This is a genomic window from Nocardia implantans (assembly GCF_035544775.1).
GTDB classification, from domain to species: Bacteria; Actinomycetota; Actinomycetes; order Mycobacteriales; family Mycobacteriaceae; genus Nocardia; species Nocardia implantans.
On the sequence record NZ_JAYKYQ010000007.1, the window covers coordinates 195416 to 221695 of the forward strand.

Annotated in this window: 26 protein-coding genes; 12 read left to right on the forward strand and 14 right to left on the reverse strand. The window is 68.8% G+C overall.

The window, feature by feature from the left end:
- The first annotated feature begins 157 nt into the window (after positions 1–157).
- Positions 158–562 (forward strand): YciI family protein, encoded by a 405-nt coding sequence (locus U3653_RS18360; RefSeq protein ID WP_195081249.1) that lies wholly within the window; start codon positions 158–160, stop codon positions 560–562.
- Positions 559–1704 (forward strand): RNA polymerase sigma factor, encoded by a 1146-nt coding sequence (locus tag U3653_RS18365; RefSeq protein ID WP_195081248.1) that lies wholly within the window; start codon positions 559–561, stop codon positions 1702–1704. The genes U3653_RS18360 and U3653_RS18365 overlap by 4 nt, the downstream gene beginning before the upstream one ends.
- Before the next feature lie 16 nt (positions 1705–1720).
- On the opposite strand, the gene U3653_RS18370 is transcribed toward U3653_RS18365, so the two are convergent.
- On the reverse strand, positions 1721–3286 hold the full coding sequence (locus tag U3653_RS18370; protein WP_323124264.1) for an esterase-like activity of phytase family protein: 1566 nt from the start codon (positions 3284–3286) through the stop codon (positions 1721–1723).
- Positions 3287–3499: 213 nt separating this feature from the next.
- Between U3653_RS18370 and U3653_RS18375 the strand changes: the two genes are divergently transcribed.
- On the forward strand, positions 3500–4279 hold the full coding sequence (locus U3653_RS18375) for an enoyl-CoA hydratase-related protein (RefSeq protein WP_195081247.1): 780 nt from the start codon (positions 3500–3502) through the stop codon (positions 4277–4279).
- Between the two features lie 33 nt (positions 4280–4312).
- On the opposite strand, the gene U3653_RS18380 is transcribed toward U3653_RS18375, so the two are convergent.
- The gene (locus U3653_RS18380; protein WP_195081246.1) at positions 4313–5398 is read right to left on the reverse strand and encodes an NAD(P)H-dependent amine dehydrogenase family protein; all 1086 of its coding nucleotides are present in this window, start codon (positions 5396–5398) and stop codon (positions 4313–4315) included.
- Positions 5395–6387, reverse strand: a complete 993-nt coding sequence (locus tag U3653_RS18385) for a Rieske 2Fe-2S domain-containing protein (RefSeq protein ID WP_195081245.1) — start codon at positions 6385–6387, stop codon at positions 5395–5397. The genes U3653_RS18380 and U3653_RS18385 overlap by 4 nt, the downstream gene beginning before the upstream one ends.
- Before the next feature lie 138 nt (positions 6388–6525).
- On the opposite strand from U3653_RS18385, the gene U3653_RS18390 reads away from it, so the two are divergent.
- Positions 6526–7143 (forward strand): TetR/AcrR family transcriptional regulator, encoded by a 618-nt coding sequence (locus tag U3653_RS18390; protein ID WP_195081244.1) that lies wholly within the window; start codon positions 6526–6528, stop codon positions 7141–7143.
- Between the two features lie 217 nt (positions 7144–7360).
- Positions 7361–8995: a ribosomal protection-like ABC-F family protein gene (abc-f, locus tag U3653_RS18395; protein WP_195081243.1), complete on the forward strand. Its 1635-nt coding sequence runs from the start codon at positions 7361–7363 to the stop codon at positions 8993–8995.
- Between the two features lie 89 nt (positions 8996–9084).
- Here abc-f and U3653_RS18400 read toward each other — a convergent pair whose 3' ends face one another.
- The 8 genes from U3653_RS18400 to U3653_RS18435 all read right to left on the reverse strand — a co-directional run bounded on the left by U3653_RS18400 (position 9085) and on the right by U3653_RS18435 (position 14905).
- On the reverse strand, positions 9085–9417 hold the full coding sequence (locus U3653_RS18400) for a DUF3140 domain-containing protein (RefSeq protein WP_195044781.1): 333 nt from the start codon (positions 9415–9417) through the stop codon (positions 9085–9087).
- 21 nt (positions 9418–9438) lie between these two features.
- Positions 9439–9657 carry a hypervirulence associated TUDOR domain-containing protein gene (locus U3653_RS18405; protein ID WP_195081424.1) on the reverse strand — a complete coding sequence of 73 codons (219 nt, stop codon included), beginning with the start codon at positions 9655–9657 and terminating at the stop codon, positions 9439–9441.
- A 99-nt stretch (positions 9658–9756) separates the two neighbouring features.
- A complete protein-coding gene (locus U3653_RS18410; protein ID WP_195081242.1) occupies positions 9757–10593 on the reverse strand; it encodes a glutamate ABC transporter substrate-binding protein in 837 nt (278 codons plus the stop codon).
- Positions 10594–10972: 379 nt separating this feature from the next.
- Positions 10973–11791, reverse strand: a complete 819-nt coding sequence (locus U3653_RS18415; RefSeq protein WP_195081241.1) for a class II glutamine amidotransferase — start codon at positions 11789–11791, stop codon at positions 10973–10975.
- Positions 11792–11860: 69 nt separating this feature from the next.
- A complete protein-coding gene (locus U3653_RS18420; protein WP_195081240.1) occupies positions 11861–12910 on the reverse strand; it encodes an ABC transporter ATP-binding protein in 1050 nt (349 codons plus the stop codon).
- Complete coding sequence (gene modB, locus U3653_RS18425; RefSeq protein WP_195081239.1) at positions 12907–13716, reverse strand: molybdate ABC transporter permease subunit; 810 nt, start codon at positions 13714–13716, stop codon at positions 12907–12909. Before modB ends, U3653_RS18420 begins: the two co-directional genes overlap by 4 nt.
- On the reverse strand, positions 13716–14495 hold the full coding sequence (gene modA / locus U3653_RS18430) for a molybdate ABC transporter substrate-binding protein (protein ID WP_195081238.1): 780 nt from the start codon (positions 14493–14495) through the stop codon (positions 13716–13718). The genes modB and modA overlap by 1 nt, the downstream gene beginning before the upstream one ends.
- Positions 14496–14506: 11 nt before the next feature.
- Entirely contained in the window at positions 14507–14905 is a 399-nt protein-coding gene (locus tag U3653_RS18435; protein WP_195081237.1) for a TOBE domain-containing protein, read from the reverse strand.
- 272 nt (positions 14906–15177) lie between these two features.
- Here U3653_RS18435 and U3653_RS18440 point away from each other — a divergent pair, with 272 nt between their 5' ends.
- From U3653_RS18440 to U3653_RS18460, 5 genes are all read left to right on the forward strand, one after another.
- Entirely contained in the window at positions 15178–16374 is a 1197-nt protein-coding gene (locus U3653_RS18440) for a PucR family transcriptional regulator (protein WP_195081236.1), read from the forward strand.
- Positions 16375–16522: 148 nt separating this feature from the next.
- A complete protein-coding gene (gene lpdA / locus U3653_RS18445; RefSeq protein ID WP_195081235.1) occupies positions 16523–17974 on the forward strand; it encodes a dihydrolipoyl dehydrogenase in 1452 nt (483 codons plus the stop codon).
- Positions 17975–17984: 10 nt separating this feature from the next.
- Positions 17985–19127 (forward strand): pyruvate dehydrogenase (acetyl-transferring) E1 component subunit alpha, encoded by a 1143-nt coding sequence (gene pdhA, locus U3653_RS18450; protein ID WP_195081234.1) that lies wholly within the window; start codon positions 17985–17987, stop codon positions 19125–19127.
- A gap of 19 nt (positions 19128–19146) precedes the next feature.
- Complete coding sequence (locus tag U3653_RS18455) at positions 19147–20130, forward strand: alpha-ketoacid dehydrogenase subunit beta (protein WP_323124265.1); 984 nt, start codon at positions 19147–19149, stop codon at positions 20128–20130.
- A 19-nt stretch (positions 20131–20149) separates the two neighbouring features.
- Positions 20150–21409 (forward strand): dihydrolipoamide acetyltransferase family protein, encoded by a 1260-nt coding sequence (locus U3653_RS18460; RefSeq protein WP_195081232.1) that lies wholly within the window; start codon positions 20150–20152, stop codon positions 21407–21409.
- A gap of 6 nt (positions 21410–21415) precedes the next feature.
- On the opposite strand, the gene U3653_RS18465 is transcribed toward U3653_RS18460, so the two are convergent.
- Complete coding sequence (locus U3653_RS18465; protein ID WP_195081231.1) at positions 21416–21889, reverse strand: iron chaperone; 474 nt, start codon at positions 21887–21889, stop codon at positions 21416–21418.
- Between the two features lie 53 nt (positions 21890–21942).
- Positions 21943–22299: a VOC family protein gene (locus U3653_RS18470; protein ID WP_195081230.1), complete on the reverse strand. Its 357-nt coding sequence runs from the start codon at positions 22297–22299 to the stop codon at positions 21943–21945.
- Between the two features lie 221 nt (positions 22300–22520).
- Here U3653_RS18470 and U3653_RS18475 point away from each other — a divergent pair, with 221 nt between their 5' ends.
- Positions 22521–25319 carry an ATP-binding protein gene (locus U3653_RS18475; RefSeq protein WP_195081229.1) on the forward strand — a complete coding sequence of 933 codons (2799 nt, stop codon included), beginning with the start codon at positions 22521–22523 and terminating at the stop codon, positions 25317–25319.
- A 21-nt stretch (positions 25320–25340) separates the two neighbouring features.
- On the opposite strand, the gene U3653_RS18480 is transcribed toward U3653_RS18475, so the two are convergent.
- A complete protein-coding gene (locus U3653_RS18480) occupies positions 25341–25589 on the reverse strand; it encodes a hypothetical protein (RefSeq protein WP_195081228.1) in 249 nt (82 codons plus the stop codon).
- A gap of 18 nt (positions 25590–25607) precedes the next feature.
- On the opposite strand from U3653_RS18480, the gene U3653_RS18485 reads away from it, so the two are divergent.
- On the forward strand, positions 25608–26264 hold the full coding sequence (locus U3653_RS18485; protein WP_195081227.1) for a hypothetical protein: 657 nt from the start codon (positions 25608–25610) through the stop codon (positions 26262–26264).
- Positions 26265–26280: the final 16 nt, after the last annotated feature.

Sequence of the window (26280 nt, forward strand, 5' to 3'; positions counted from 1 at the left end):
CCGGCACGTTGTGCCCGACGGCGCACGGCCGTCGGGCAGCGCGAGCCACGATGATGTGATGGTCGTCACGACAAACGGTTGTCGAGAACGCGGCGCCGGCTCCGTCCCAGGGATGCGAGCAGCCATGAGGGCCGCGCGACGAACAAGGAGGACGACCATGAAGTACCTGCTGCTGAAGCACTACCGCGGCGCCCCGGCTTCGGTCAACGACGTGCCGATGGACAAGTGGACGCCGGAGGAGTTCGACGCGCACGTGCAGTACATGCGTGACTTCGTCGCCCGCTTGGTGGAGACCGGAGAGTTCGTCGGCGAGCAGGCACTGACGCCGGAGGGTGCGTGGGTGCGTCACGACGGCGAGGGGCGGCCGCCGGTGACCGACGGCCCGTTCGCCGAGACCAAGGACCTCATCGCCGGGTGGATGATCATCGACGTCGAGTCCTGGGAGCGTGCGGTCGAGCTGGCCGGAGAGCTGTCCGCTGCCCCCGGCGCGGGCGGCAAGCCGATCCACGAGTGGCTGGAGGTGCGGCCGTTTCTCACAGCGACGCCCTTGGCGACCGAGTGAACGAGGCGCTGCTGCGAGAGCTCGTGCCCGCGGTGATCGGTGTCCTCGTCCGGCGTGGCGCGGACTTCGCGTCGGCCGAGGACGCCGTGCAGGAGGCTCTGGTCCGGGCGTTGGAGACCTGGCAGGACGATCCGCCGCGCGATCCGCAGGCGTGGCTGGTCGCGGTGTCGTGGCGGAAGTTCCTCGACGCCGCCCGCGCAGAGGCGGCGCGGCGGGGGCGGGAACTCGCCGCGGACGCCGAGCCGCCCGCCGGTCCGGCGCAGGCCACGGACGACACGCTGCGGCTGTTCTTCCTGTGCGCGCACCCGGCGCTGCCGCGGGCGGCGGCCGTCGCGTTGACGCTGCGTGCGGTCGGTGGGCTGACCACCCGCCAGATCGCCGAGGCCTACCTGGTCCCCGAGGCCACGATGGCGCAGCGGATCAGCCGGGCCAAGCGGCGGATCGCAGGGCTGCCGCTGGACCAGCCGGGTGATCTCGGCACGGTGCTGCGCGTGCTCTACCTCGTCTTCAACGAGGGGTACGGCGGGGATGTGGACCTGGCGGCCGAGGCGATCCGCCTGGCCCGCCAGCTCGTCGCTCTTACCGACGAACCCGAGGTCGCCGGCCTGCTGGCGCTGATGCTGCTGCACCATGCGCGGCGCGCGTCACGCACCGGCCCCGGCGGTCGCCTGGTGCCGCTCGCCGAGCAGGACCGCGGTCTGTGGGACACGCGCCTGATCGTCGAGGGCGTGGAGATCCTGCAGGCCGCACTGGCCCGCGACCGGCTGGGTGAATACCAGGCGCAGGCCGCGATCGCCGCCCTGCACGCGGACGCGCGCTGCGCCGCCGAGACGGACTGGGTACAGATCGTCGAGTGGTACGACGAGCTGCTGCGCCGCACCGGCAGCCCGGTCGTGCGGCTCAACCGCGCGGTAGCGGTCGGCGAGGCCGACGGCCCGGGGGCAGGCCTGGCGGCGTTGGCCGGAGTGCGTCCCGACTTGCCCAGGTACGCCGCGGTGACGGCGTACCTGCACGAACGCGCGGGCGATCTGGAGCGCGCCGCCGAGCTGTATGCCGAAGCGTCTCGCGTCGCCACCAGTGTGCCCGAGCGCGACCACCTCACCAGGGAAGCCGCGCGAGTGCGCCAGCTGCTGCGGCCGTGAGTGCACCGCGGGGACCCTACTGCACGCTGATCGTGACGGTCCTCGTCCGCGTCTCGGCGGGCAGCTCGGTGGTGTCGACCATCAGCACCTCGCCCGAGTCCTGCGCGCCGTCGGCCAGGAGCTTGGCTTTCAGCCCGAACGGCGGCCGGTCGCCGGTGGCGGCCTCGATGCCGAAGTCGCTGTCGGCGGCGATGTAGAGGGTCTTGCCGCCGTCACGGGTGGCGACGCCCTCGATCTTGTCGTGGCCGAAGAACTCGCCCGCGGCGTTCAGGCCGTCCAGCAGGCCGCCGAGATCCAGGGCGGACGTCTTGGCGACGGGGGTGATGCCCGCCTTCCGCAGTGTGGCCACGCCGTCGGCGGTCGGCACCGCGCCGACGAGGAGTTCCAGCGGCTTGCCATCGACCAGCAGGCCCAGCTGCGGATCATATTGCGCGCCTTGTACCTTCGCCTGCGGTCCGACATCGGTGGCACCGGCGATGTCGATCGTCCACAGCTTCTTGTTCGCCTTGGGCGGTTTGTCGCCGTCGCGCTCGTCGACCAGGAAGGTGGTGTCGGTCAGCGCCGTGATCTCGGAGACCGCCAGCTTCTGTTTCGGCTCCTCCAGCGGATACACGAATTCCTTGACGTCCCTGGTCTTCAGATCCACGGTGACGATCCGGGTCATGGGCACCTCACGCGCCGAGGCGACACCCGGCTCGCTCAGCGCGCTCTGCACGATGCCGACCAGTGTCCTGCCGTCCGGTGTGATGGTGAGACCCTCCATGCCCTGGTTCGGGGTGCGCAGCGAAAGTTCCTCGGGCAGACCGCGCCCCGGCGCCAGCCGCTCGAGCTCGGTGCCGTCGGCGTCGAAGTGCACGAGGAACGGCCCGTACTCGTCGGACACCCAGAAGGTGCCGTCGGCCAGCGCGGCCAGGCCCTCGCTGTCGATGCCGTGATCGGTGGGAGGAAGGACGGCGCCGTCGAGGCCACGCATGGTCTCCCCCGTGCTCGCGGAGGTGTCGATCAAGCCGTTGAACGGCTGGCCTGTCGAACTCTTCAGGGGAATGGTTCTGTCCAGCACCGCCGTGCTGCCGACCATCTTGAATTTGGCGATTGCGGGCGTGAAAGCCGGTATGGGCGTGATTTTCTCGTTCTTGCCCTTGCCGTCTACGTTCGGACCACGGTCGGTGAGACCGTAGAACTCGTCGGCCGATCCCGGCACCGGCGTGAACGCCGATCCGTAGCCGCTGCCTTGCACGCTCACTCCGCCGAAGTCACCGAGCGGCGGGATGTCGGTGGTGAACAGCTTCACGGCGTCGGTGGTGGTCACCGTGATGCTGTCGGACCCGGTGTATCCGGCCGCCGGTGTGTACACCACCGCGCCATCGGCGCGGCGGCTGATCGTGCCGTGCCGTGGATCGGCGACCGCCACCGCGGCGCTGCCCCCGGTCGCGGCCAGTAGATCATCCAGCGAGATCACCAAGGGTTGATCCTTGGCGGCGGTGAAATCCGCCGGGCTCGACGGCGAGCAAGCCGGCAGCGCGGCGGTCGCGCACACGGCGGCCATGACGAGTGCGCTTCGGGTACTGCGGTGTGTTCTCACCAGCGATGCGTACCGTCCGAGCCCGGCCACCAGGTGGCGTCGAGCTGAACGTGAGCCGTCGTTCCCCACAATCATCCGATCATTCTGCGGTGTTACCAACGCTGACGAGCGTGGATATCGCGACACCGGAGCATGCGCTGAGCCGTCACCGGAGTAGGGCGCTCGGCGCTTCGAAGTGTCGTGTCGTCGCCCGTGGAGACCTACGGTGGAGATATGACCGCCTTGGAGTATCGGCATGTGCTGGTCGCGCGCGACGGCGACACGGTGCGCATCACCATGAACCGGCCGCGGCAGCGCAACGCGCTGTCGGGCGAACATCTGGGCGAGTTGCTCGCCGCGTTCCGGGCCGCAGGCGAGACCGACGCCACGGGGATAGTGCTCGGAGCGAACGGCCCGGTGTTCTCCGCGGGGCACGACTTCGCCGACGTCGCCGCTCGCGACCTGCTCGGCGTCCGGGAACTGCTCGTGCTGTGCACCGAACTCATGTCGGCCATCCAGTCGGTGCCGCAGGTGGTGATCGCCCGGGTGCAAGGCCTGGCCACGGCCGCGGGCTGCCAGTTGGTGGCCTCGTGCGATCTGGCCGTCGCCGCCGAATCGGCCGGTTTCGCGCTCCCCGGCGGCAAAGGCGGCTGGTTCTGCCACACGCCCGCGGTGCCGGTGGCCCGCGCCGTCGGCCGCAAACGGCTGATGGAACTCGCCCTCACCGGCGACCCGATCGATGCCCGCACCGCCGAACAGTGGGGCCTGATCAACCGAGCGGTGCCGGACGCCGAACTGGACACCGCCGTCGACGAGTTGCTGGCCCGCGCGACCAGGGGCAGCCGGGCCAGCAAAGCGCTGGGCAAACGCACTCTCTACCGCCAACTCGACCGTCCCGAAGCGGATGCCTACCCCCTCGCTCTCGAAGTCATGGCCGCCGCCGCTCAACTTCCCGCCGCCCGCGAAGGGATGGCGGCCTTCCTGGCGAAGCGTCCACCTGTATGGCGGGATTAGCGCCGTTCCCCGGCCCCGTCAGAGGCGGGCCGTTCAGCGCTTGAAACGTCCGGCGAACCCGCGCAGGGGCAGATCCGCGCTGGTGATGATGCCGGGGTGGGCGGCGACGACGGATCTGATCGCATTGAGGGCGGGCAGGCCGGTGACGGTCATGCCGATCGAGGCGAAGCTCTCGGGGTCGGACAGATCGGTGCCCGCGCGCGGAATGATCATGTGTTTGCTGTAGATGTTCGGATCACCGGTGATCTGAGTGATGTAGCAGCCCTTGATTTTCCAAGACGGATCGGTGTGCGGCGTCATCTGCCATTCGAGATGGCTTTCCACGCGCGGTACGCCGTCGACCAATCCTTGGTACTTGATGTAGCTGGCGCCGAGCGAACCCTCGGGCAGGAAGTACCAACCCAGGTCGACATCTTTCGTGCACGCGCCGAGTTCGTAACCGAAGCGCACCTCGTCGAGTGCGAGGTCGAAGGCGTCGGCCATGAGATAGACCGAGTCGGCGAACACCGCGGTGTACTTGTAGAGCGAGTCCGGGACGGTCGGGTCATCGACCTGGCGGCCGTAGCCGACGGCTTTCCACGTGTCGACGGAATGATGGCAGGAGACATCGACCGATTCCGTGACGGTGATGTTCTCGATGTCGGCGACGTCGGCGCTGTGCACGATGCCGAGTATCTGGCACAGGCCGGGATTCATGCCGGTGCCGTAGAAGGTCGAGCCACCGCGCTCGCAGGCGGCTTGGATGACCGCGCTGACCTCACGGCCGGAAGGATGGGGATGGTTGGTGTCGCGGTGGAATCCGGTGATCCAGTCCGCGGTGGTCACGACGTCGATTCCCGCCTCGAGAACCTTCTCGTAGAGGTCCTCGTCCGGGAATACCCCGTGAAAGGTGAGCACGTCCGGTTTCGCGGCGATGATCTGCTCGACCGAGCCCGTGGCGATCACCCCGATCGGTCCGATGCCGACGATCTCGCCCGCGTCGCGGCCGATCTTGTCCGGCGAATAGCAGTGCAGTCCCACGAGTTCGAGATCGGGGTGGTTGCGGATCCGGCCGATCATCTCGGTACCGAGGTTGCCGGTCGCGACCTGGAATACCCGGATCTTGTCGGAGGCGCTCATGACATGGGCCTTTCGGGATAGAACTGCGCCGCCCACTCACGCAACGCCTTGAACCCGGCGAATTCCTTGCGCGACAACGCGGGCGGATCCGAATAGCGCTGGTGCGCCCAGATATCGACGTCGGCCTCGAACTGCTGGATGACGAAGCCTGCCATCGTTTTTCCGTACCGGGTGATCTCGGGGCCGTCGTACCCGGCCTTTCGTCCGATCCACACGGTGAAGCGGACGTCGGAGGTGTATTCGTCCACGGGCGTCACCGCGGGCATCGTGCGGTTGTCGACCATGCCCCAGCTCTTGGTGATCGAGCAGCCCAGTCCCGCGTTGATCGATTCGACCCCGCTGTTGACCTGGTCTGCAGCCACGTTCTCGTCGAAAGCGATGGTGAAGTCGACATACGACACGGGGCCGGAGAAGTCGTGACGGGTGAATTCCGGGATGAACGGTGTCTTGTGCACGAACTTGAAATGCGCGAAATCGACGCCGTTCTCCATGACGTACTGGGGATGCAGTTCCAGACCGGGCCGGTAGAGCGTGGCCGCGGGCACCGGCGGGTAGTAGTCGGCGGCGGTCTTGCCGTCACCGAAGGCCTCGAACACGTCCGGGATTTCGAAATAGGGGTCCCGTCCATCGATGTCGTGCCATATCCACACCGCTTCGTTTCGCTCCACCACCGGATAGCTGCGAATCCGGCGGCCCTTGTTCGGATGGCTCTCGTACGGGATGCAGACGTTGCGCCCTTCCCCGTTCCACTCCCAGCCGTGGAACGGGCACACCAGATGCTCGCCCACCACATGACCGCCGTAGCCGAGGTGAGCGCCGAGGTGCTCGCAATAGGCGTCGAAGACCGCCACCCGGCCGGATGACGAACGCCAGGCGACCATCTCGCGCCCGAAGTACTTCATCTTGTGCACCGCGCCGACCTCGATCTCGCCGCACCAGGCCACTTGGAACCAACCCGTCGGCTGCATCGACAGCGGTGGTTTTGCCATCTCGATCCTCCAAGCTCCCGAGGGCTCGGCTCCTGAGCCTTCCCGCGGCGCCTTGAGCGTAGAACCCTCTGCGAAAGAATTCAAGAGGCTTCTACGAAACTGGAAGGCCCTGATCAGGGCCCGATAGACTCGGTTCTCGTGACGGAAGCGGCGGTAAGCGGGCGACGCGCCAACAAACGCGGGGTTCGTTCCCGGGAAAGCATGCTCGAGGCGGCGATCGCATCGCTGGCCACGGGCGACCCCGCCGCGGTGTCCGGTAACCGGATCGCTCGCGACATCGGCGCGACCTGGAGCGTGGTCAAGTACCAGTTCGGCGACATCGACGGTCTGTGGGCCGCGGTCCTGCGCCACACCGCCGACAAACGCGGCGACCTGCCCGCCGGGATCAAACCGGACGGGACGCTGCGCGAACGGGTGACCGCCATGATCATGGCGATGGCCGTAGGGCTGCGCAAGCCCGAATCGCTTGCCATCGAAACGCTGCGCGCTGCGCTCCCCCGCGAGCACGCCGAACTCGAACGCGACTACCCGCTGACCGCCGCCGAACTGGCGTCCTGGAAACCGCACTGGGACACCGCGTGCGAGAAAGCTTTCGCCGACCTCGAACTCGACCCGGTCAAGGTGCGGCAGGTGGCCGCGCTCATCCCTGCGGCCATGCGCGGCATCACCTCCGAACGCACCCTCGGCACCTACGGCAATCTCGACGACGCGCTCGACGCCCTGATCGGCGGAATCGTCGCCTACCTCGAAGCCTGACCGCCCGGTCGGCCACACGGCTGCTATGGTCGACGGACAGCGATCGGAACGAGGAAGTCGAACATGGCAGGTGAACTCGACATCTCGGGATAGGTCCCGAGTCTGACGGCCACCGGTAGCGCGCTCGCAGCGCCGCCGTCGTGGCCATGTCGTCGTTTTTCACCATCCTTCCTCGCGCGGTATCGATCCCGCGCATCCACCCGACTTCGAGGTAGCCATGTCCGCTGCGTACATCATTTGTTCCGACCTGTCGTTCTCCTGGCCGGATGACACTCCGGTCTTCGATGGACTGTCCTTCGGCGTGCCCGGCGGACGGACCGGGCTGGTGGCCCCGAACGGCGCCGGGAAGAGCACCTTGCTCCGTCTCATCGCCGGTGATCTTCGGCCCAGGGGTGGGGGCGTTTCGGTCCGGGGAGCCCTCGGCTACCTCCCCCAGCATCTCCCGTTGACCGGCGATCTGACCGTTGCCGAAGTCCTGGGGATCGCGCCGATCCTCGCCGCGCTCGACGCCGTGGAGTCCGGCGATACCAGCGAGGAACATTTCGCCACCATCGGTTCCGACTGGGACATCGAGGAGCGCACCCGCGCCCAGTTGGCACGCCTCGGCCTCGGCCACCTGTCCCCCGACCGACGTCTGCACACGCTCAGCGGTGGGCAGGTCGTCTCACTGGGGCTCGCAGCGCAACTGTTGCGACGGCCGGAGGTGCTGTTACTCGACGAACCGACCAACAACCTCGACTCGGAGGCCCGCCACCGGCTCTACGATCTGCTCGCTGACTGGAACGGCTGCCTGCTGCTGGTCAGCCATGATCGCGCGCTGCTCGACCGCATGGACCGCATCGCCGAACTCGATCGCGGCGAGATCCGATTCCACGGTGGCAATTTCACCGAGTACGAAGCCGCTGTGCGCGCCGAGCGCGAGGTCGCCGAGAAGAACATCCGCAACGCCGAGCAGGAGCTCGAGCGCGAGAAGAGGGAGTTGCAGCAGGCGCGGGAGCGGGCCGCGCGTCGCGCGAGCAACGCCACGCGCAACCTGGGCAACGCCGGATTGCCGAAGATCTTCGCGGGAACCATGAAACGCAACGCCCAGGAGTCGGCCGGGAAAGCGAACGAGACGCACCTGGCGCGCGTGGGAGCGGCGAAGAATCGGCTCGACCAGGCCGAACGCGCGCTGCGCGAGGAGCAGCGAATAGTGGTGGAATTGCCCGACACCGAAGTCCCCTCTGGGCGTATGGTTTTCGTCGGCGAGCGCATCGACTTCGAGTACGAGAAGCAGCCCATTCTCACCGGCGTCGATCTGATCATCCGCGGCCCCGAAAGGATCGCGGTGACCGGGCCGAACGGCGTGGGGAAATCGACTCTGCTGCGCGTCATCCACGGTGATCTGGCCGCGCAGCGCGGGCAGATCACCCGCGCCGAGGGCCGCGTCGCATATCTGTCGCAGCGGCTGGACCTGCTCGACCCCGACCGCACCGTCGCGGAGAACCTGGCCGTGTTCGCGAAGAACATGCCCGAGTCGCGGCGCAGGAATCTCCTGGCGCGGTTCCTGTTTCGCGGCTCACGAGTCGATCTGCCGGTCGGGGTGCTCTCCGGTGGCGAACGATTGCGCGCCACCCTGGCGTGCGTCCTGTTCGCCGAACCGGCGCCGCAACTGTTGCTGCTCGACGAACCGACCAACAACCTCGACTTGATCAGCGTCGGCCAGCTCGAGAGCGCGCTGAACGCCTACCGCGGCGCCTTCGTGGTGGTCAGCCACGACGAACGCTTCCTCGCCGAGGTCGGGGTGCGGCGCTGGCTGCGCCTGTCCGAAGGCAGGCTGCACGAGGTCGGCGCACCAGGGCCGGTCGTCTGAACGGGGTAGGGGGAGCAGCCGCCTGTCGGCGCAGGCGGCTGCGAACTCTCCCCCGGCGAAGCGGCGGACGCGGCGAGGATTTTGCCGCGTCAGCTTTTCATCGGATCATGGCCCCAGTTCATCAGCGAATAACGCCATCTACTGTTCTCGATGTCCCCCGAAGGTCGCTGCTCGAGATGGCGATGCGCATATCCGATCACTTTGCGCATGTGCGCGTAATCGTCGCCGGACGGTTCCTTTTTCTCGAGGATGTCCACGATGCGCCGACCGCTGGCGTGCCCGGTCGACTCGCCACCGCCTTCCGGTTTCTGCCCCACCGACTTCGATTCGTCGGTGTCGAGCCACCGGCGCAGCTCCGCCGGCGTCATGTTGACGATCTGGTCGAATTGCGTGCGCGTATCTTCGTCGTCCGTCGTCGTCATGGTGCGGCTCCGAATTCCATGTCAATCGTCGTTCGGACGCAGCGCGCCGGGCTTGTGCACCGCATCACGACCGCTTTTCGCGCTGCGGACTCGATACTGCGGCTGCTCTTCGGAGGCCCGTACGGTCCGTCCGGCCGCCTCGGTATCGGACGTGATCACTTCTTCGACCGTGCCCTCAGCGGTACTGCCGTGGCTGTTCCATTCGACTTCGTCACCTTTGCGGAAAGATTGCTTACCCATGCCGTGTCCCTTAACATCCACGTATTCAACGAGGTTGTTGTACCCGGGTTACGGCCGGGGAAACTGATAGCTGGATAGCCCGTCTAGTGCTGGCCCGGATCAGTACCGTTCGACAGCAGGCGGCGTCAGCGTCGAGTCGCGCAGCGGTCCGATCGTTTGCTCGAACGCCTTCTGCCAGGAACCGTCGGCGATCATCTGCTCGATCGCGTCATTGAGCTTGGTGCGGGTCTCCTGATCGCCCTTCTTCAGGCCGATGCCGTACTTCTCGGTGGTGAACGTGTTGCCGACCAGCTTCAGTTCGCCCGACGCCTGCCCCGCGAAACCGGCCAGGATGATGTCGTCGGTGGTCACCACGTCGACCGAACCGCGCCGCAACGCTTCGATGCACTGCGAGTAGTTGTCGAGTTCCACCAGCTGAACGTCTTTGGCGTGATGGTCCTTGACGTATTGCGCCGGCGTGGAGCCCTTGACCGAGCAGAGCTTCTTGTTGCCGTTCAGCGACTCGACACCGGTGATATCGGTGGTCTCGTTCTTCACCAGCAGCGCCTGCCCGGCCACGAAGTACGGTCCGGCGAAATCCACTTTCTGCTTGCGCTCGTCGGTGATCGAGTAGGTGGCGACGACGAAGTCCACCTCGCCGTCCATGATCATCTTCTCCCGCTGAGCGGTCGGCGCTTCCTTGAAGGTGATGCCGTCGGGCCGTACACCGAGCTTGCTCGCCACATACTTGGCGATCTCGACGTCATACCCTTGGTAGGAGCCGTCCGCTTCGCGAAACCCGAGGCCCGGCTGATCGAATTTGATGCCGATGGTCAGCTTGCCGTCCCGCACATGATCGGCTGTGGTCGCGGCTTCACTGCCACCACCGCAGGCGGTGGCGACCAAGGCGACGGCGATCGCTCCGATACCGAGGCGAAGTGTACGGTTGATGCTCATCGAATTCGGCTCCTTTCACGGCGAGCTGTCAGGCTGGCACCGACGACACGTCATCTTTCCCGGAAACTCCGAGCGCCCGGCTCCACCGTCCTCCCGCCAGTGGAAAGGGTGTTCCGCCCGTAGGAGAGCCGAATGGCCGCCGGCCTATCGGTCGCGCGCAGCCAGCATCCAGCCGAGGTGAGCGAGGCGCCCTCCTCGACGACCTCCGCAACTCCGGCACTCGTTCGGCCGGCGCCACCGTGCGCCAGGTGCCGTCTCGCGAAGAAGCCCTGCCCCGAGACGCTGCGCGCGGCGGTCGCGCGGGCCCGTGAGCTCACGCGGGTGCGCAGGCAGCGGCCGCGAAGGGCTGACGGGGCGATCGGGGCGAGGAGCGAACCGCTCAGGGGGCGATCGGTGCGAAGGGGCGCGTTTCATCGTGGCCGAGACGCACCACACCAGCCGACGATTCCTCGACTTCGTTCCACGCTCCGGGCAGATCGCGCAGCGGCTCGGAGACCACGAATCGGGCGTCCGCCCCCAGCGTGCGGAGCGCTTGCACTTCCGGGTGCAAGGCACGCACTTTCGCCACATCGTTGGAATAGAACAGCGATCGCGACCGCCGTTCGGTGGAGTACCGGAAGAACCACATGGACTCGCCGTCGGTGGTCGCGACGGTCATCTGCACCGGAGCCTCGACCTCGTGTGCGCGGCCGACGTCCTCGATGAAGCCGACCGCACGGGCGACCGCGCCGAACGGATCGTCGACGAGCCCGAAGGTCAGGGCCAGGAAGAAGAACAACTCCGAATCCGTGGAGCCCTCGATGTCGGCGAACAACAAGGGATCGACCGCCGTCGCCAAATCGCGCTTGCACTGCCGGAACCCGCGCAGCGCTCCGTTGTGCATCCACAACCAGTGCCCGTGCCGGAACGGATGACAGTTGCTGCGCTGCACCTCGCTGCCGGTCGACGCCCGCACGTGCGCGAAGAACAGCGACGTCTGCACCTCCGCCGCGATCTCCCGCAGGTTACGGTCGTTCCAGGCCGGTTCGACGCTCTTGAACACCGCCGGACGCGGGCCCGCGCCATACCAGCCGATCCCGAAGCCGTCACCGTTCGTGGTCGTCGCACCGAGCTGAGAGTGCAAGCTCTGGTCGATCAACGAATGCACCGGCCGGAACAAGAGGTCCTCGGCCCAGATCGGCTCACCCGAATAAGCCATCCACCTGCACATCCCTCGATTGAAGCAGACCGGGCGGTATTCAGCTACCGCATCGCCGCAGCCGGTGCGTCACGCCGGGTACGAACGGGTTTCCGTCGCCTTCACCGCGGCCCACAGCCGCTGACCCGGACGCAGGCGCAACTCGGCGACGGTGGCCGGGGTGATGTCGGCGAGCACGGGTGGGACCCCGTCCAGACGGATCCGGGTGACGTGCGCGTGTTGCTCGATGCCGGTGATCGTGACCGGCCAGCTGTTGCGGGGGCTGCCGACGGGTTGTTCGGGATGCAGGCCCACCGCGTTCGGGCTGAAGGCCACATGCACCCGTCCGTGCGCGGGTTCGGCGATGGTGATGACGCCGCCGCCGTCCAGGTCGACAGTCGTACCGCGCGCGGTGCCACGGTAGAGATTGAGGCCCATCAGAGTGGCCACGTAGTCGGAGCGCGGGCGTGCGGCGACCTGCGCGGGCGGTCCTTGCTGGACGATCGCGCCGTCCTCGAGGATGACCAGCCGGTCGGCGAGGACCATCGCGTCGAGGGGGTCGTGGGTGACCAGGACGGTGTGGCCGGGGTAGTCGCGCAGGTGGTGGGCGAGGTCCGAGCGCACTTGGAGCTTGGTGCCCGCGTCCAGCGCCGCGAGCGGCTCGTCGAGCAGCAGCAGCTGTGGTTCGGTGGCCAGCGCGCGGGCCAGGGCCACCCGTTGCGCCTGCCCGCCCGACAGCGCCCGGGGTTTGCGATGCGCGTAATCGGCCAGTCCGACCCGTTCGAGCCATTCGTCGGCCCGCGCCCGCGCGGCGGTGCGCCCGCAGCCGCGGGCGCGCAGCCCGAAGGCCACGTTCTCCAGCGCCGACAGGTGCCCGAACAACAGATAGTCCTGGAACACGACGCCCACCCGGCGGCGTTCGGCGGGCACGAACGCCGCCGGCGGCGCATCCCACGTGGTTCCGTCCAGCCGGATGTGCCCGCCGGTGAGCGCGATCAGCCCCGCCAATGCTCGCAGAGCGGTGGTCTTGCCCGCCCCGTTCGGCCCGAGCAGAGCGATCACTTCGCCCGGCGCGGCGACAAGGGGTAGCTCGAGCGCGAATTGCCCGCGAACGATCCGCAGGTCGGCCGCCAAGCTCATACCGCCCCCTTGATCCATCGTTCGCGCAACGCCACGAGGACGGCGACCGAGACGGCCAGCAGCACGAGGCTGAGCACGATCGCCGCGTCCGGATCGGTCTCCAGCGCGAGATAGACCGCCAGCGGCATGGTGGTGGTGCGGCCGGGGAAGTTGCCGGCGAAGGTGATGGTGGCGCCGAACTCACCGAGCGCGCGGGCCCAGCACAGCACCGCGCCCGCGACCACTCCCGGCAGCACCGACGGCAGCGTGACCCGGCGAAAGGCGTACCAGCGAGTGGCGCCGAGCGTGGCGGCCGCCTCCTCGAAACGCGGATCGGCCGCCCGCAGGGCTCCTTCGACGGAGATCACCAGGAAAGGCATGGCCACGAAGGCTTCGGCCACGATCACCCCGGCGGTGGTGAACGGCAGGGAGACGCCGAACCATTCGTAGAGATACCGCCCGAGCAGGCCGCGCCGTCCCAGCACCAGCAGCAGTGCGACACCGCCCACCACGGGCGGCAACACCAGCGGCACCGTGACCAAGGCCCGGATCAGCCCGCGCCCTGGCAGTTCGGCGCGCGCGAGCACCCAGGCCAGCGGGATGCCCAAGACCACGCAGATCACCGTGGCCGCGCTCGCACACCACAGCGAGAGCCGCAGCGCCTGGCCGACTTCGACGCTGAACAACCGAGCCGGCATGGCCGACCACGGCGCGCGCGCCAGCAGCCCGATGAGCGGTACGACCAGTAATGCCAGGCCGCAGGCCGCGGGCAGCATCAGCGCGACCGGCCGCCGCCCCAGCACCGCACGCCGCCGCGAAGGCGCCATCACGGGGTGTCGAATCCCGCCGCGGCGAAGACCGGCCTGGCCTGCTCCGATGTCACGAAGTCGACGAACGCCGCGGCGGCCGCCGCGTTCGGCGCGTGCGCCAGCGGCGCGATCGGGTAGTCGTTGACCGCCTTGCCGGACTCGGGGAAGTCGATGCCATCGACCTTGCCGCCCGCGGCCTCGACGTCGGTGCGGTAGACCAGCGCCGCGTCGACTTCACCGAGCGTGACCTTGGTCAGCACCGCTTTCACGTCCTGCTCGCGGGTATCGGGTCGCGGTGTGATGCCCGCGGTCTCCAACACCGTCTGCGCTGCCGCGCCGCAGGGCACCTGCTCCGCGCACAGTGCGAGCTTCGGCTCGGTCCTGCCGAAATCGGCCAGGCCGGTGATGTGGCCCGGATTGCCCTTCGGCACCGCGATCTCGAGCCGGTTACGCGCGAAGGTGACCGGCGCGGCGGTGACCTCACCCTTGTCCCGGACCTGCTGCATGTTCTTCGGCGCGGCGGAGGCGAACACGTCGGCCGGTGCGCCCTGATTGATCTGCTCGGCGAGCGCGGAACTCGCGCCGAAGCTGTAGATCACCTCGACGCCCGGGTGCGCGGCCTCGAACTGTTTGCCGAGTTCGGTGAATGTCTCGGTCAGCGACGCGGCGGCGAACACGGTCACCCTGCCCGAGACGTGCCCCGCGCCGGTGTGTTCGGTCGCGTCGTCCGAACCACAGCCGGTCGCGCTCACGACAGCCAGCACGGCCGTGGTGGCGACACCCAGATTGCGAATCATCCTCGACCTCGTCAACTTTCCGGTATTTCCACGACGACGTGCGTGGACTTCACCGACGCGACAGCGACGCTGCCGACCTCCAAACCGAGCTCGTCCACCGATTCCCGGCTCAGCAGCGACACCAGCCGGAACGGTCCGGCCTGCATCTCCACCTGCGCCATCACGGTGTCCTTCACCACCCGGGTCACGATTCCGCGCATCCGGTTGCGGGCCGACGCCGCGACCGTCACACCGGGCTCCGGCGCCTCGGCGTTGGCCCGCAGGAACTCGGCGAGCTCACGGCCGCTGACGCCCTTGCGGCCGTTGTCCAGCTGAATCGCGGTCAGACGGCGTTGGTCGATCCATCGACGCACCGTGTCGTCGCTGACGCCCAGCAACGCGGCGGCTTCACTGATCCGTAGATTCGACACGAGTGACAGTTTATTGCCGCATACGCGGTATAGATAATCGATCCACTCCGCGATGTCGACTACTCCGGCGCCCGACCCTCGCCTCGGCACGGGGTCGCCGTCATAACCGGACGGCGTGGTCGATGTACGGCTTCGCGGTGCGACGGCGTCCGCCGTGTAGATGGCCGACCGAGCGTCGCCGCCGGTGCGGCATTCCGCTGGCTATACCGTCGTGGTACGCCACCGCTCGCGCAGTCGTGGCGCAACGGCCGACCAGAAGGACCCCGAGCGACATGCCGACATCGAAGAAGGCGACTCCGGACGCCTGCACGCGGGCGCTGGTGGCCGCCTGCCGCGCGGAGATCCCGGCCCTGACCGATCGGCTGATCGCGGAGATCTTCACCGACAACCCCGAATGGACCGACTACTCGCGGGTCGCCCGCGCGGATCTGGTCGATGGCTGCCGCCGATACGTGACCCGGATCCTCGACCTGCTGGGCGCTCCGACGACCGCGCTCGACGACGACGTCGCCGCGTCGATCGGCCGCCGCCGCGCCGAACAGGGTGTGCCGCTGGAGGCCATGCTGCGCACCTTCCGGCTCGGCGGACGGATCGTGTGGGAAGCCCTGCTCGACCAGGCGGACGACCTCGCTCCCGGCGAGATCCGCGCGGCGGGCACCGCGTTGTGGGCCGTGATCGATGGGCTGTCCACGGCGCTGGTGACCTCATACCGCAATACCGAACTGGAGCAGTTGCGCAGCGACGAGCGCCGTCGGCACGCCCTGATCGAGGACCTGCTCGCGGGCCGGGCGAACGACACCACCTTCGCCGCGCGCGCCGCCCGGGAGCTGAACCTTCCTGCCGGTAGTGACTATCTCGTCGTCGTCGCCTGCGGCGCGGGCGAGGCGATGCACACCGGCACGGAGGCCGCTTTGGCCGCGGTCGGCATTCGATCGGTGTGGCACGATCGCGTCGACTCGACGGTGGGGTTGATAGCGGTCGAGCGCCACGACGTCGCCGCGGTGTTGCGCCGGATCGAACCGCACGTGCGCGGCCGAGCGGGCGCCTCACCCGCGGTCGGCGGCTTGGCGCGGATCGGCACCGCGCACGGCTGGGCGCTGCTCACCCTGCAGACCTTGCCCGACGACGCGACGGGGCTCGTGCCGCTGCACGAGCGCTTCCGACACGCGCTGCTGATGCGTTCGACCGATTTGACCGACATGCTCGTCGCGCACACCCTCGGTCCGGTGCTCGCCCTGCCCGCCGCCGAGCGCGTGACGTTGCTGGACACGCTCGCGGCATGGTTGGCGCACGACTGCTCGGCGGCCCACGCCGCGAGCCGGTTGCACTGTCACCGCAATACCGTCATCAACCGCCTGCACCGGGTCTCGACCCTGCTCGGGCGTCCGCTCGAAGGCCAGCGCAGCTATGTGGAACTGTCGCTGGCCCTGACCGCCCTCGACCTCGTCCGGATACCGGAGAGAGCCTGAGCAGGTTGGGCGCTGCGCCCAATTGGGCGAGTGCACTACTGGGCTTCGTGGTGATTGTTTGTGCACTCCGCCACGGCAACACTCGATAGCGATGATCCGCCCCACAACCGGAGGCGGATCGAATCATCGAGGACGAGGAGCACCACGAGTGCCGGATTTCGATCTACTGGTGGTCGGCGGCGGCCCCGGCGGGTACGTCGCCGCCATCCGCGCGGCCCAGCGCGGCTTGCGCGTCGGCTTGGTGGAGAAGGAGCGCCCCGGCGGCGTGTGCCTCAATTGGGGCTGCATTCCGACCAAGGCGATGCTGCGGTCCGCCGAGATCTTCCAGACCGTCGCGGCCGCAGCCGATTTCGGCGTCTACGCCGACAACGTGCGCTATGACTTCGCCGCGGTGCGTGAGCGCAAGGACGGCATCGTCAAGCAACTCACCGACGGTGTGGCGAGCCTGCTCGCCGCGAACGGTGTGACGGTGATCGAGGGACACGCCCGTTTCACCGGACCGACCAGCGTCGAGGTCTTCGAGGCGGGACAGTCGCCGATCTTCCCCGGCGGCCCCCGCTACGCCGCCGCTCCCACAGCCACCGCCACCCGGACCATCACCGCGAGCGATGTGATCATCGCGACCGGATCGGTGCCGGCGCGGCTGGCGATTCCGGGCGCGGACCTGCCGGGCGTCATCACCTCCGACGGCGCGTTCGGGCTGACCGAGGTGCCCGAACGCCTGGTCGTCATCGGCGGCAGCGCGGTCGGCGCGGAATGGGCCAGCCTGTTCGCGAGTTTCGGCAGCCGGGTGACCATCGTCGAACTACAGGACACCCTGGTGCCGCTGGAGGACGCCGACGTCGGCGCCGCCCTGCAACGGTCGTTCACCAAGCGCGGCATCACCGTGCTCACCGGCTGCACCGTCGAGGCCATCGCGCGGACCGACGCGCTGCGGGTCACCGTCGCTGGCGAACACGCCGGTGACCTCGACGCGGACGTGGTGCTGGTCGGCGTCGGACGCCGTCCCAACACCGCCGACCTGGGCTTGGACCGCGTGGGCATCGACACCGACCCCCGCGGCTTCATCCCCGTCGACCAGCAGCTGCGCACCGGCGTAGAACACGTCTACGCCATCGGTGATGTCACCGGGCGCGCCCTGCTCGCGCACGTCGCCTCCCATCAGGGACTCACCGCCGCGGACGTGATCGCCGGTCACTCGGCGCACCTGGACTACTCCGCGATCCCGGCCGCCACCTTCACCCACCCGGAGATCGCCAGCGTCGGGCTCACCGAGGCGAAGGCACGCGCCGCGGGCCACGACGTCGTCACCGCGCGGTTCCCGTTCGCGGCGCTGGGCCGGGCCAAGACCTTCGGCGAAACCGAGGGCTTCGTGAAGATCGTCGCCGGACAGCGTCATCGCGAAGTGCTCGGGGTGCACATCATCGGCCCGTCGGCCAGCGACCTGATCACCGAAGGCGCGTTGGCCATCTCCCTGGAGGCGACCCTCGACGAACTCGCCGACACCATCCACGCCCACCCCACCCTCGGCGAGATCGGCATGGAGGCGGCCATGGCCGGACTCGGCCTGCCCGTGCACATCCCGCCCCGGAAGCGTTGAGGAGCCTGCCGTGACCACCAGCACCGCATCCCGTAAACCGAGCCGCAAGACGGCCGCACGCGCCTCCGCCCCGGTCGCCGGCGACCACGCCGTACCCGCGCGGACGCGGAACGACGCCGCTCCGGTGGACGCGCGCATCGCCGCGGAGGATTCGGACAGCCTGCGCGGGCTGTTCCGCGACATGCTGTTCGTACGCCGATTCGAGGAGCGCACCGCGCAGAGCTACCAGCAGGCGAAGATCGGCGGCTACTGCCATCTCAACCTGGGTGAGGAAGCCACCGTGGTCGGGCTCGGCGCGGCCATGCGCCCGACCGACTATCTGTTCACCAACTACCGCGAGCACGGTTACGCGCTGGCCAAGGGCATCGAGCCCGGCCGGGTCATGGCGGAGCTGTACGGCCGCGCCACCGGAACGTCCAAGGGCTGGGGCGGTTCCATGCACATGTACGACACCGCGACCCGCATGCTGGGCGGTTACGCCATTGTCGGCGGCCAGGTTCCGCTGGCCGTCGGCGCGGCGCTGGCCATCGACTACCGCGGCGAGGACGACGTGGTGGTGTGCCAGATGGGTGAGGGCACGACCAACATCGGCGCGTTCCACGAGGCGCTGAACATCGCGGCGCTGTGGGATCTGCCGGTGGTGTTCCTGGTGATCAACAACCAGACCGGGATGGGCACCACGGTCGAACGCTCCTGCGCCGAACCGGATCTGTGGAAGCGCGCCGCCGCCTATCGCATGCGCGGGGAGCGTGTCGACGGCACCGATGTGCTCGCCGTCCGCGATGTGGCCGGTGAGCTGATCGAAACGGCCCGGCGCGAGAAGAAGCCCGCGCTGCTGGAAGCGGTCAGTCACCGCCTCAAAGGCCACTCCGTGGTCGACCCGGCGAAATACCGCACCGAAGACGCCGTCGCGATCGCCAGGAGCAACGATCCCATCGTGCGCTGGCGCGACGCACTGCTCGCCGCCGGTGTGCTGGACGATCGGTCCGTGGCCGAACTCGAAGCGGACGTGACGGCCGCGGTCGCCGCGGCGGTCGAATTCGCCGACGCGAGTCCCCATCCGGAGCCGTCGAGCCTGTTCGACTACAACTACGCGACACCCGTGGCGGGCGATTCGCGCCGCCTGCCCGCCGACCCGCTGTTCACCACCTAAGGACATCACCGTGGCTGTCATGACCTATCGCGAAGCGCTGCGCGAGACCCTCCGGGAGGAGATGCGGCGCGACGACGACGTCTTCCTCATCGGGGAGGAGATCGGCGTCTTCGAAGGCTCCTACAAGATCACCGCGGGACTGCTGGCCGAATTCGGCGAGAAGCGGGTGCGCGACACTCCGATCGCCGAGGAGGGTTTCGTCGGCGCGGCCATCGGCGCCGCCATGCTCGGACTGCGCCCGGTCGTCGAGATCATGACGATCAACTTCTCGCTGCTGGCGCTGGACCAGATCGTCAATCACGCCGCGAAGATCTACGGCATGTTCGGCGGGCAGACCAGCGTGCCCATGGTCATCCGCACTCCGGGCGGCGGCGGGCAGCAACTGGGGGCGACGCATTCGCAGAACGTGGAGTTGTACTACGCGTTCGTGCCGGGCTTGAAGGTGGTCGCGCCGAGCACTCCGGCCGACGCGCGGGCGCTGCTGAAAGCCGCCATCGAGGATGACGATCCGGTGCTGTTCCTGGAGAACCTGTCGCTGTACAACACCAAAGGCGAAGTGCCGGAAAACCTTCCGAGCGCCGAGATCGGCAAGGCCGCGGTCACCAGAACCGGCTCCGACATCACGCTCATCGGCTACTCCCGCATGGCCACGATCTGCACCGAGGTCGCCGAACGACTCGCCGCCGACGGATTCTCGGCCGAGGTCATCGACCTGCGCAGCCTTCGTCCGCTCGACCGCGCCACCCTCGTCGCGTCCGTCCGCAAGACCGGCTGCGCCGTGATCGGCGAGGACGACTGGCTCACCTACGGCATCGGCGCCGAGGTCGCGGCCTCCATCTCCGACGGCGCCTTCGACTACCTGGACGCCCCGGTGCGCCGGGTGGCCATGGCCGAGGTGCCACTCCCCTACGCCAAGCCGCTCGAACGGCTCGCCCTGCCGTCGGCCGACTCGCTGTACACCGCCGCGCTGGAAACCCTCGCGGCGGTCGGCAAGCGACGCTGAGACACCAGAGGACGCATCCATGCCCGAAATCACCATGCCCCGCCTCTCCGACACCATGGAGGAAGGCGTCGTCGTCTCCTGGCTCAAGCAGGTGGGCGATCCGGTCGAGCGAGGCGAAATCCTCGCCGAAATCGAAACAGACAAAGCCCTGATGGAGCTCGAGGCCTACGACAGCGGCGTCCTCGAGCAGATCCTCGCCGCGGAGGGCGCGCGGGTGCCGATCGGCACGCCGATCGGCCTCATCGGCGACGGCAGCGGCACCACCGCGAGCGGCTCCGGTGGTAGCGCACCCGCGCCGGCCGCGACCGCCTCCGGCGAGCAAGCTGCTGCGGAGAAGGGCTCCGGGCCGGCCTCGAACCGCGTGGTGCCCGAATCCACCGCCGACGCTCCGGCAACGGCGGAGCGAAAGAAGGCGTCGCCGCTGGCGCGCAAGATCGCCGATGAACTCGGCGTGGACATCACCACCGTCACAGGCACCGGCCCGGGTGGACGAGTCATCCGGCAGGATGTCGAATCCGCCCAACGCACAGGCGAACTCGAACAGCCGGGGGAAGCCGCCGCCTCGCCCGAGCCCCCGGCTCCGGCCCCAGGCGACTACGAGGAACTTCCGCTGACCACCATTCAGCGGGTCTCGGCCACGCGGCTCACCGAGAGCAAACAGCAGGCGCCGCACATCTATCTCACCACCGCGATCGATGTGACCGAACTGTTCGGCTTCCGCGCACAGGTCAACGCCACGCTCGCGCAGGCAGGCGGGAAGGTCAGCGTGAACGACCTGCTGTTGAAGGCCGTCGCGGTGACGCTGCGGAGCAACCCTTCGGTCAATGTCTCCTTCGCGGGTGACAAACTGTTGCGCCACCGCGGAATCCATCTCGGCATGGCGGTCGCGACACCGGCAGGCCTTCTCGTCCCCGTGCTGCGCGACGCCGATCGCAAGAGCGTGTCGGAGATCGCCGCAGACAGTCGCGACAAAGCCGAACGCGCCCGCGAGCGCAAACTGCGCAGCGACGAGATGAGCGGCGGCACTTTCACCATCTCCAACCTGGGCATGTTCGGCATCGAGCACTTCACCGCCGTCATCAATCCGCCGGAGGCCGCCATCCTCGCCGTCGGCGCGGCCACCGACGAGCTGCGGCTGGACGACGGCCAGGTGGTGACCCGCAAGATACTGCGGGTCACCATGTCCGCCGACCACCGCGCCATCGACGGAGCCGTGGCCGCGCGGTTCCTGCAAGAGCTGAAAGACCTGCTGGAACATCCGCTTCGGATCGTGACCTGAGGGCGCTCAGCCCACCGCCTTGCGCACCAGTTCACCGATCCTCGCCTCCTCGACGGCGGTCACCTTCGTGAGCGCGAAGTACGTCGGCCACATGGCGCCGTCGTCGAGGTCGGCGAGGTCGTTGAAACCGAAGGTCGCGTACCGCGACTTGAACTTCTCCGCGCTTTGGAAGAAGCACACGACCTTGCCGTCCTTGGCGTAGGCGGGCATGCCGTACCACAGCTTGGGCGACAGTTCCGGAGCGCTGGCTCGGACGACGGCGTGCAACCGCTCGGCCATGACGCGATCGGATTCGGCCATCCCGGCGATCTTGGCGAGCACGTCCTGCTCCCCGTCCGCCTTCGTCGCGCGCGAACCGCGGCGCGCGGCCGTCTTCAGCTCCTGGGCGTGCTCTTTCATCGCGGCGCGTTCCTCGTCGGTGAACTTCACCGCGGTCTTCGTCTCGGCGCCGGTGCGGGTGGCGGACTTCTGCGTAGTCATGAGTCTGGTCTCTTTCGTTTCGGAGGGGGTGGATTGGATGCTGGTCACGCTGCTCATCGGTCCTGGATCAACCCGAGGACGTGGCCGTCGGTGTCGGTGACGGTGGCCACCAGGCGGCCGCCGCCGACGTCGTGCGCCGACTCGGCCACGGTGGCGCCCGCGGCGGTCAGTTCCGCCAGCTTCGCCTCGATGTCCGGCACGTGCCAGTACGCCACCGGCGCGGTCATGCCCTGCGGTCCGCCGTTCGGCACCAGCCCGATGTGCTGCCCCTCGGCCTCGAAACCGACGTAGTAGGGCGAGTCGGTCTGCGGCTCGGTGCCGAGCAGGGCGGTGAACAGCGCCTTGGCCGCCGCCAGATCGGACACCGGATGCAGCACGGTCTTGATGCCCTGGGTGGAAGAGCTGGTCATGATCACTCCTGAATTCGTCGGTCTGGTCGTCCTCGTGGTGCCCGTTCTGTCGGGCGAACCGGACGTGTTCACAGCTTCTCTCCCGGCACAGGCAACCCACATCCGTGGTGACCACGGAACCGTCCACTGATCGCGCACGGACCGCCCACGGCCGCGGCACCCACCACCACGGAAACAGACCGCAGAGTTCGAAGATGACGCGATAGGGCAGAATTGCCGCCATGGCGGCGACAGTGGAGATCTCGGCTCGGGAAGCCGAGGTGCTGGCGCTGGTAGGGGACCATCTCAGCAACGCGGAAATCGGGGCGCGACTGTTCATCTCCGTGCGCACCGTGGAAAGCCATGTCTCCTCGCTGCTGCGCAAGCTGGACGTGCCCGATCGCCGCGCGCTGGCCCAGCGCGCGTCCGATTCCGCTCCCGCCGACCGGCCGCACCCGGCGCCGGTGCTGCCGACGCCGCTGACCTCCTTCATCGGCCGTGGCCGGGAGCGCGCCGAGCTGACCGAGATGATCCGCGCGCACCGGCAGGTGACCGCGGTCGGCCCCGGCGGAGTCGGCAAGACCCGGCTCGCGCTGGCCGTCGCCGCGGACATGGCCGCCGAATACTCCGACGGGGTCTGGTTCGTCGACCTGGTACCGGTCGCGGCCGCGGATACCCGCGTGGTCGCCGGTACGGTCGCCCTCGCCCTCGGCCTCGGCGAACAGCCCGGCCGCGGCATGGACGAGTCGGTGCCCGCCGCGCTGGCCGACCGGCACGTCCTGCTGGTGCTGGACAACTGCGAGCACGTGCGGGACGGGGTGGCCCCGTTCATCGAGCGGCTGCTCGCGACGTGCCCGCGATTGACGGTGCTGGCGACCAGCCGGGCCCGGCTGATGGTGCCGTTCGAACGGGTCTACACGGTCGCTCCGATGTCGTTGGCGGGCGACGGCGACTCCGACGCGGTCGCGTTGTTCATGGACCGCGCCGCGGCCGGCGGCTGGCCGCCGAATCACGCGCTTCGCGACCAGGTCGCCGCCTTCTGCGCGCGACTCGACGGCGTGGCGCTGGCGATCGAGCTGGCCGCCGCCCGCTGGACCACGCTCGGGTTGGATGGTCTCGAAGCCGGGCTCTCCGATCAGCTGCGCATGCTGGCCGGGGGCCCGCGCGCCGAGGACCGGCACCGATCGGTGCGCGCGGCGCTGGACTGGAGTCACGCCCTGCTGGAGCCGGAGGATCGAGTACTCCTGCGCCGGGTGTCGGTGTTCATGGGTTCGTTCACCGTCGAGGCGGCGGCGCAGGTCGCGGCGTCGGAGAAAGCCGTCGTCGCGGACGGATTGGCCCGGCTCGCCGAGCAGAGTCTGCTGGCGGTGACGCCCCGTCCGGGCGGGACCGGTTACCGGGCCCTGGAAACCATCCGTCAGTACGGCATGGAGCAGTTGGCGCAGGCCGGGGAGCTGGCCGACATCCGGGCCGGGCACCTGCGCTGGTGCCTGGCCGAGGCCGCCGAACTGTCGGTGGTGGGAGCGGATTGGCGGGCACGGTTCGACGCGATGGCCGATGATCTCCGCGCCGCGCTGGCATGGGCGGCCGACCAGCCCGCCCAGCGCGTGGAAGCCTTCCGCTCGGCGCAGCACCTGGCGCAATTGTGCTTCACCCGCAATCTGATCGGCGAATCCCAGATGCGCTACGAACAGGCGGCCGCACTCGCGGAGGACTCGGCCGCCGCCGCTTCGATGCTGCGCCACGCCGCCGCGGCGGCCGGATGCCAGATGCGAGGGGACGATATGCACCGCCTGACCCGCGCGGCCGCCGACGCCGCGCTGGAGTCCGGCGACTCCGCCTGCGCCGCCCGCGATCTGGCGACCGCCGCCGCCAACGCGTACCGGTTCGCGAGCAAGTTCGTCCGTCCTCTGTCGCCGGAGGAGGCGAGCACGCTCATCACCGAGGCACGGCGGCTCGCCGATGATGATCCGGCCGCCCAGGCCGCCGTGGCGCTGGCCGACGCCGGACGAGCGCTCACCGATGCGCTCACCGCCCAGTCGTCATCCGGCAACGTCGTACCGGAGACCATCGCGTGCGCTCAACGCGCGGTCGAACTCGCCGAACGCACAGGTGACCCGCTGGCCCGATCCGCGGCGCTCGACACGCTCGCGGGCGCGCACAGCTTGGCCGGTGACACTTTCGCCGCGGCCGCCGTCGCGCGCGGCCGCATGGCGCTGCTGAGGTCCACCCCGCATTCTCCGGACGGCGCCCATGAACTGATCGACGCGCTCGGCGAGGCCGCCGAAGCCGAACTCGGCGCGGGTGATCTGCGGGGCGCTCGGCGTTGGGCGCAGCGACTCGCCGACCATCCGCTGCTCGCCGAGGTCGGGCATCGTGCGACGAGCTGGCTGCTGGTGACCGACGCGCTGGCTGGCAATGTCGAGGAGATACGCGCCAACAGCATCCGGTTCCTCGAGTCGTGGCATCGGGCCGGCAGCCCCGTCCAGTCGCTTCTCGGCCCGGCGGTCGCGGGTGTGGCGATGATCCACGACTTACGCGGCGACCACGACGCTCGGGCCGAATGGGACGCTGTCATAACCAGGCTCGGCACGCCGCCGGGGCATACGCACGGCTACGGCGCGGTCTTCGACGCACTCGCCATGATCCACCACGGGCAGGTGCGCGAGGCGCTGGATCGGATGTCCTCCGATCCGGGCGAGGTGTGGAGATGGGTCACGTGGATCTGGCTGCACTGGTACGTGGCGTTGCGGGCCGAAGCCGCCGTGCTCGCCGGGGCGCCCGATGCGGGCGACCGCGTAGCCGAGGCCAGGACCATCGTCGCCGGCAACCCCATCGCGGGCGCCATCGTGGAACGAGCCGCGGCACTGCACGCCGGTGACCGAACGCGGCTGCTCGCCACGGCGGCCGCGTTCGACGCCGCCGGATGCCGTTACCAGTCCGCGCGGACCGCCGTGCTGGCCGGTGGCGAGCACGCTGCCCGCGGCGCGGCCGCCCTCGCCGAACTCGGCCTCACACCGATGGCCCCGATCAGCTGGTGAACCGCCGGGCACGGGCCTCGCTTACTTCTCCCGTCGTGACCAGCGAAGGAACAATCGCCGGACACGCTCGCCGAGACCCGGCACAGGTTGCGGCCGCGCATCGCCGGTTTCGTCGACCGCCGATGCCGCCTCGGCGAATCGGGCATGCAGTTGTTCGCGTACCTGGTCGGGGGTGTAGGCACGGCGGCGGCGCTCGGCGCGCACCACCACGACACCGGTCGCAACCACACCGGCCACACCCGCCAATCCCACTGCCTTCCACCACCTCATACCGCATAGGCTACGACCATGACGGGGACGGGCATCGATCTCGACCGGGCGGTCGAGATCACCAGGACGGGTGACATCTGGCTTTTCCGTGGCCATTCCACGGCCGACCGGGTGATCCGCATGACGACGAACAGTCCGGTGAACCATGTCGGCATGTCCGTCGTGATCGATGACCTGCCCGCGCTGATCTGGCACGCGGAGCTGGGACGCTCCCTGCCCGATATGTGGTCGGGCACCGCGCACCGCGGCGCCCAGTTGCACAACCTGCGCGATGCCGTGCTGGTGTGGGCGCACCGCTACGGTCAGCAGGCGTGGTTGCGCCAGTTGAACCCGCCCGCGACCCGGGAGATGGAGGACGGCGCGCTGCGCGCCATCGCACGGCTCGACGGCACTCCGTTTCCCTCCACCGCGGGCTTGGCACGGCGCTGGCTGCGTGGGCGTGCCCGACTCCCCCGCCGGAAGGCGAATCGATCGACCACCCGTGAGCTGGAGAACGCGTACTGCGCCGAAATCGTCGCCGCGACCTACCAGGCGATGGGACTGTTGCCGCAGCACCGCAGCCCCGACTGGTACGACCCGGGCCGCTTCTGGAGCGGAGACGGGCTGCGACTGTCCGGCGACTACGCGCTGAGTGGCGAAATCGCCGTCCGCACACCGGATCCCGCGGATTCCTGAGCACGGGATCGGACCG

Bases quoted from the DNA above. Each gene is read 5' to 3' on its own strand.
- U3653_RS18360 (WP_195081249.1), top strand. From the start codon at position 158: ATGAAGTACCTGCTGCTGAAGCACTACCGCGGCGCCCCGGCTTCGGTC.
- U3653_RS18440 (WP_195081236.1), top strand. From the start codon at position 15,178: ATGCCGACATCGAAGAAGGCGACTCCGGACGCCTGCACGCGGGCGCTG.
- U3653_RS18485 (WP_195081227.1), top strand. From the start codon at position 25,608: ATGACGGGGACGGGCATCGATCTCGACCGGGCGGTCGAGATCACCAGG.
- modA (WP_195081238.1), bottom strand. From the start codon at position 14,495: ATGATTCGCAATCTGGGTGTCGCCACCACGGCCGTGCTGGCTGTCGTG.
- U3653_RS18375 (WP_195081247.1), top strand. From the start codon at position 3,500: ATGACCGCCTTGGAGTATCGGCATGTGCTGGTCGCGCGCGACGGCGAC.
- U3653_RS18455 (WP_323124265.1), top strand. From the start codon at position 19,147: ATGACCTATCGCGAAGCGCTGCGCGAGACCCTCCGGGAGGAGATGCGG.
- U3653_RS18400 (WP_195044781.1), bottom strand. From the start codon at position 9,417: ATGACGACGACGGACGACGAAGATACGCGCACGCAATTCGACCAGATC.
- U3653_RS18415 (WP_195081241.1), bottom strand. From the start codon at position 11,791: ATGGCTTATTCGGGTGAGCCGATCTGGGCCGAGGACCTCTTGTTCCGG.
- U3653_RS18480 (WP_195081228.1), bottom strand. From the start codon at position 25,589: ATGAGGTGGTGGAAGGCAGTGGGATTGGCGGGTGTGGCCGGTGTGGTT.
- U3653_RS18460 (WP_195081232.1), top strand. From the start codon at position 20,150: ATGCCCGAAATCACCATGCCCCGCCTCTCCGACACCATGGAGGAAGGC.
- abc-f (WP_195081243.1), top strand. From the start codon at position 7,361: ATGTCCGCTGCGTACATCATTTGTTCCGACCTGTCGTTCTCCTGGCCG.
- U3653_RS18405 (WP_195081424.1), bottom strand. From the start codon at position 9,657: ATGGGTAAGCAATCTTTCCGCAAAGGTGACGAAGTCGAATGGAACAGC.
- U3653_RS18410 (WP_195081242.1), bottom strand. From the start codon at position 10,593: ATGAGCATCAACCGTACACTTCGCCTCGGTATCGGAGCGATCGCCGTC.
- U3653_RS18470 (WP_195081230.1), bottom strand. From the start codon at position 22,299: ATGACCAGCTCTTCCACCCAGGGCATCAAGACCGTGCTGCATCCGGTG.
- U3653_RS18420 (WP_195081240.1), bottom strand. From the start codon at position 12,910: ATGAGCTTGGCGGCCGACCTGCGGATCGTTCGCGGGCAATTCGCGCTC.
- U3653_RS18380 (WP_195081246.1), bottom strand. From the start codon at position 5,398: ATGAGCGCCTCCGACAAGATCCGGGTATTCCAGGTCGCGACCGGCAAC.
- U3653_RS18385 (WP_195081245.1), bottom strand. From the start codon at position 6,387: ATGGCAAAACCACCGCTGTCGATGCAGCCGACGGGTTGGTTCCAAGTG.
- U3653_RS18465 (WP_195081231.1), bottom strand. From the start codon at position 21,889: ATGACTACGCAGAAGTCCGCCACCCGCACCGGCGCCGAGACGAAGACC.
- modB (WP_195081239.1), bottom strand. From the start codon at position 13,716: ATGGCGCCTTCGCGGCGGCGTGCGGTGCTGGGGCGGCGGCCGGTCGCG.
- U3653_RS18475 (WP_195081229.1), top strand. From the start codon at position 22,521: ATGGCGGCGACAGTGGAGATCTCGGCTCGGGAAGCCGAGGTGCTGGCG.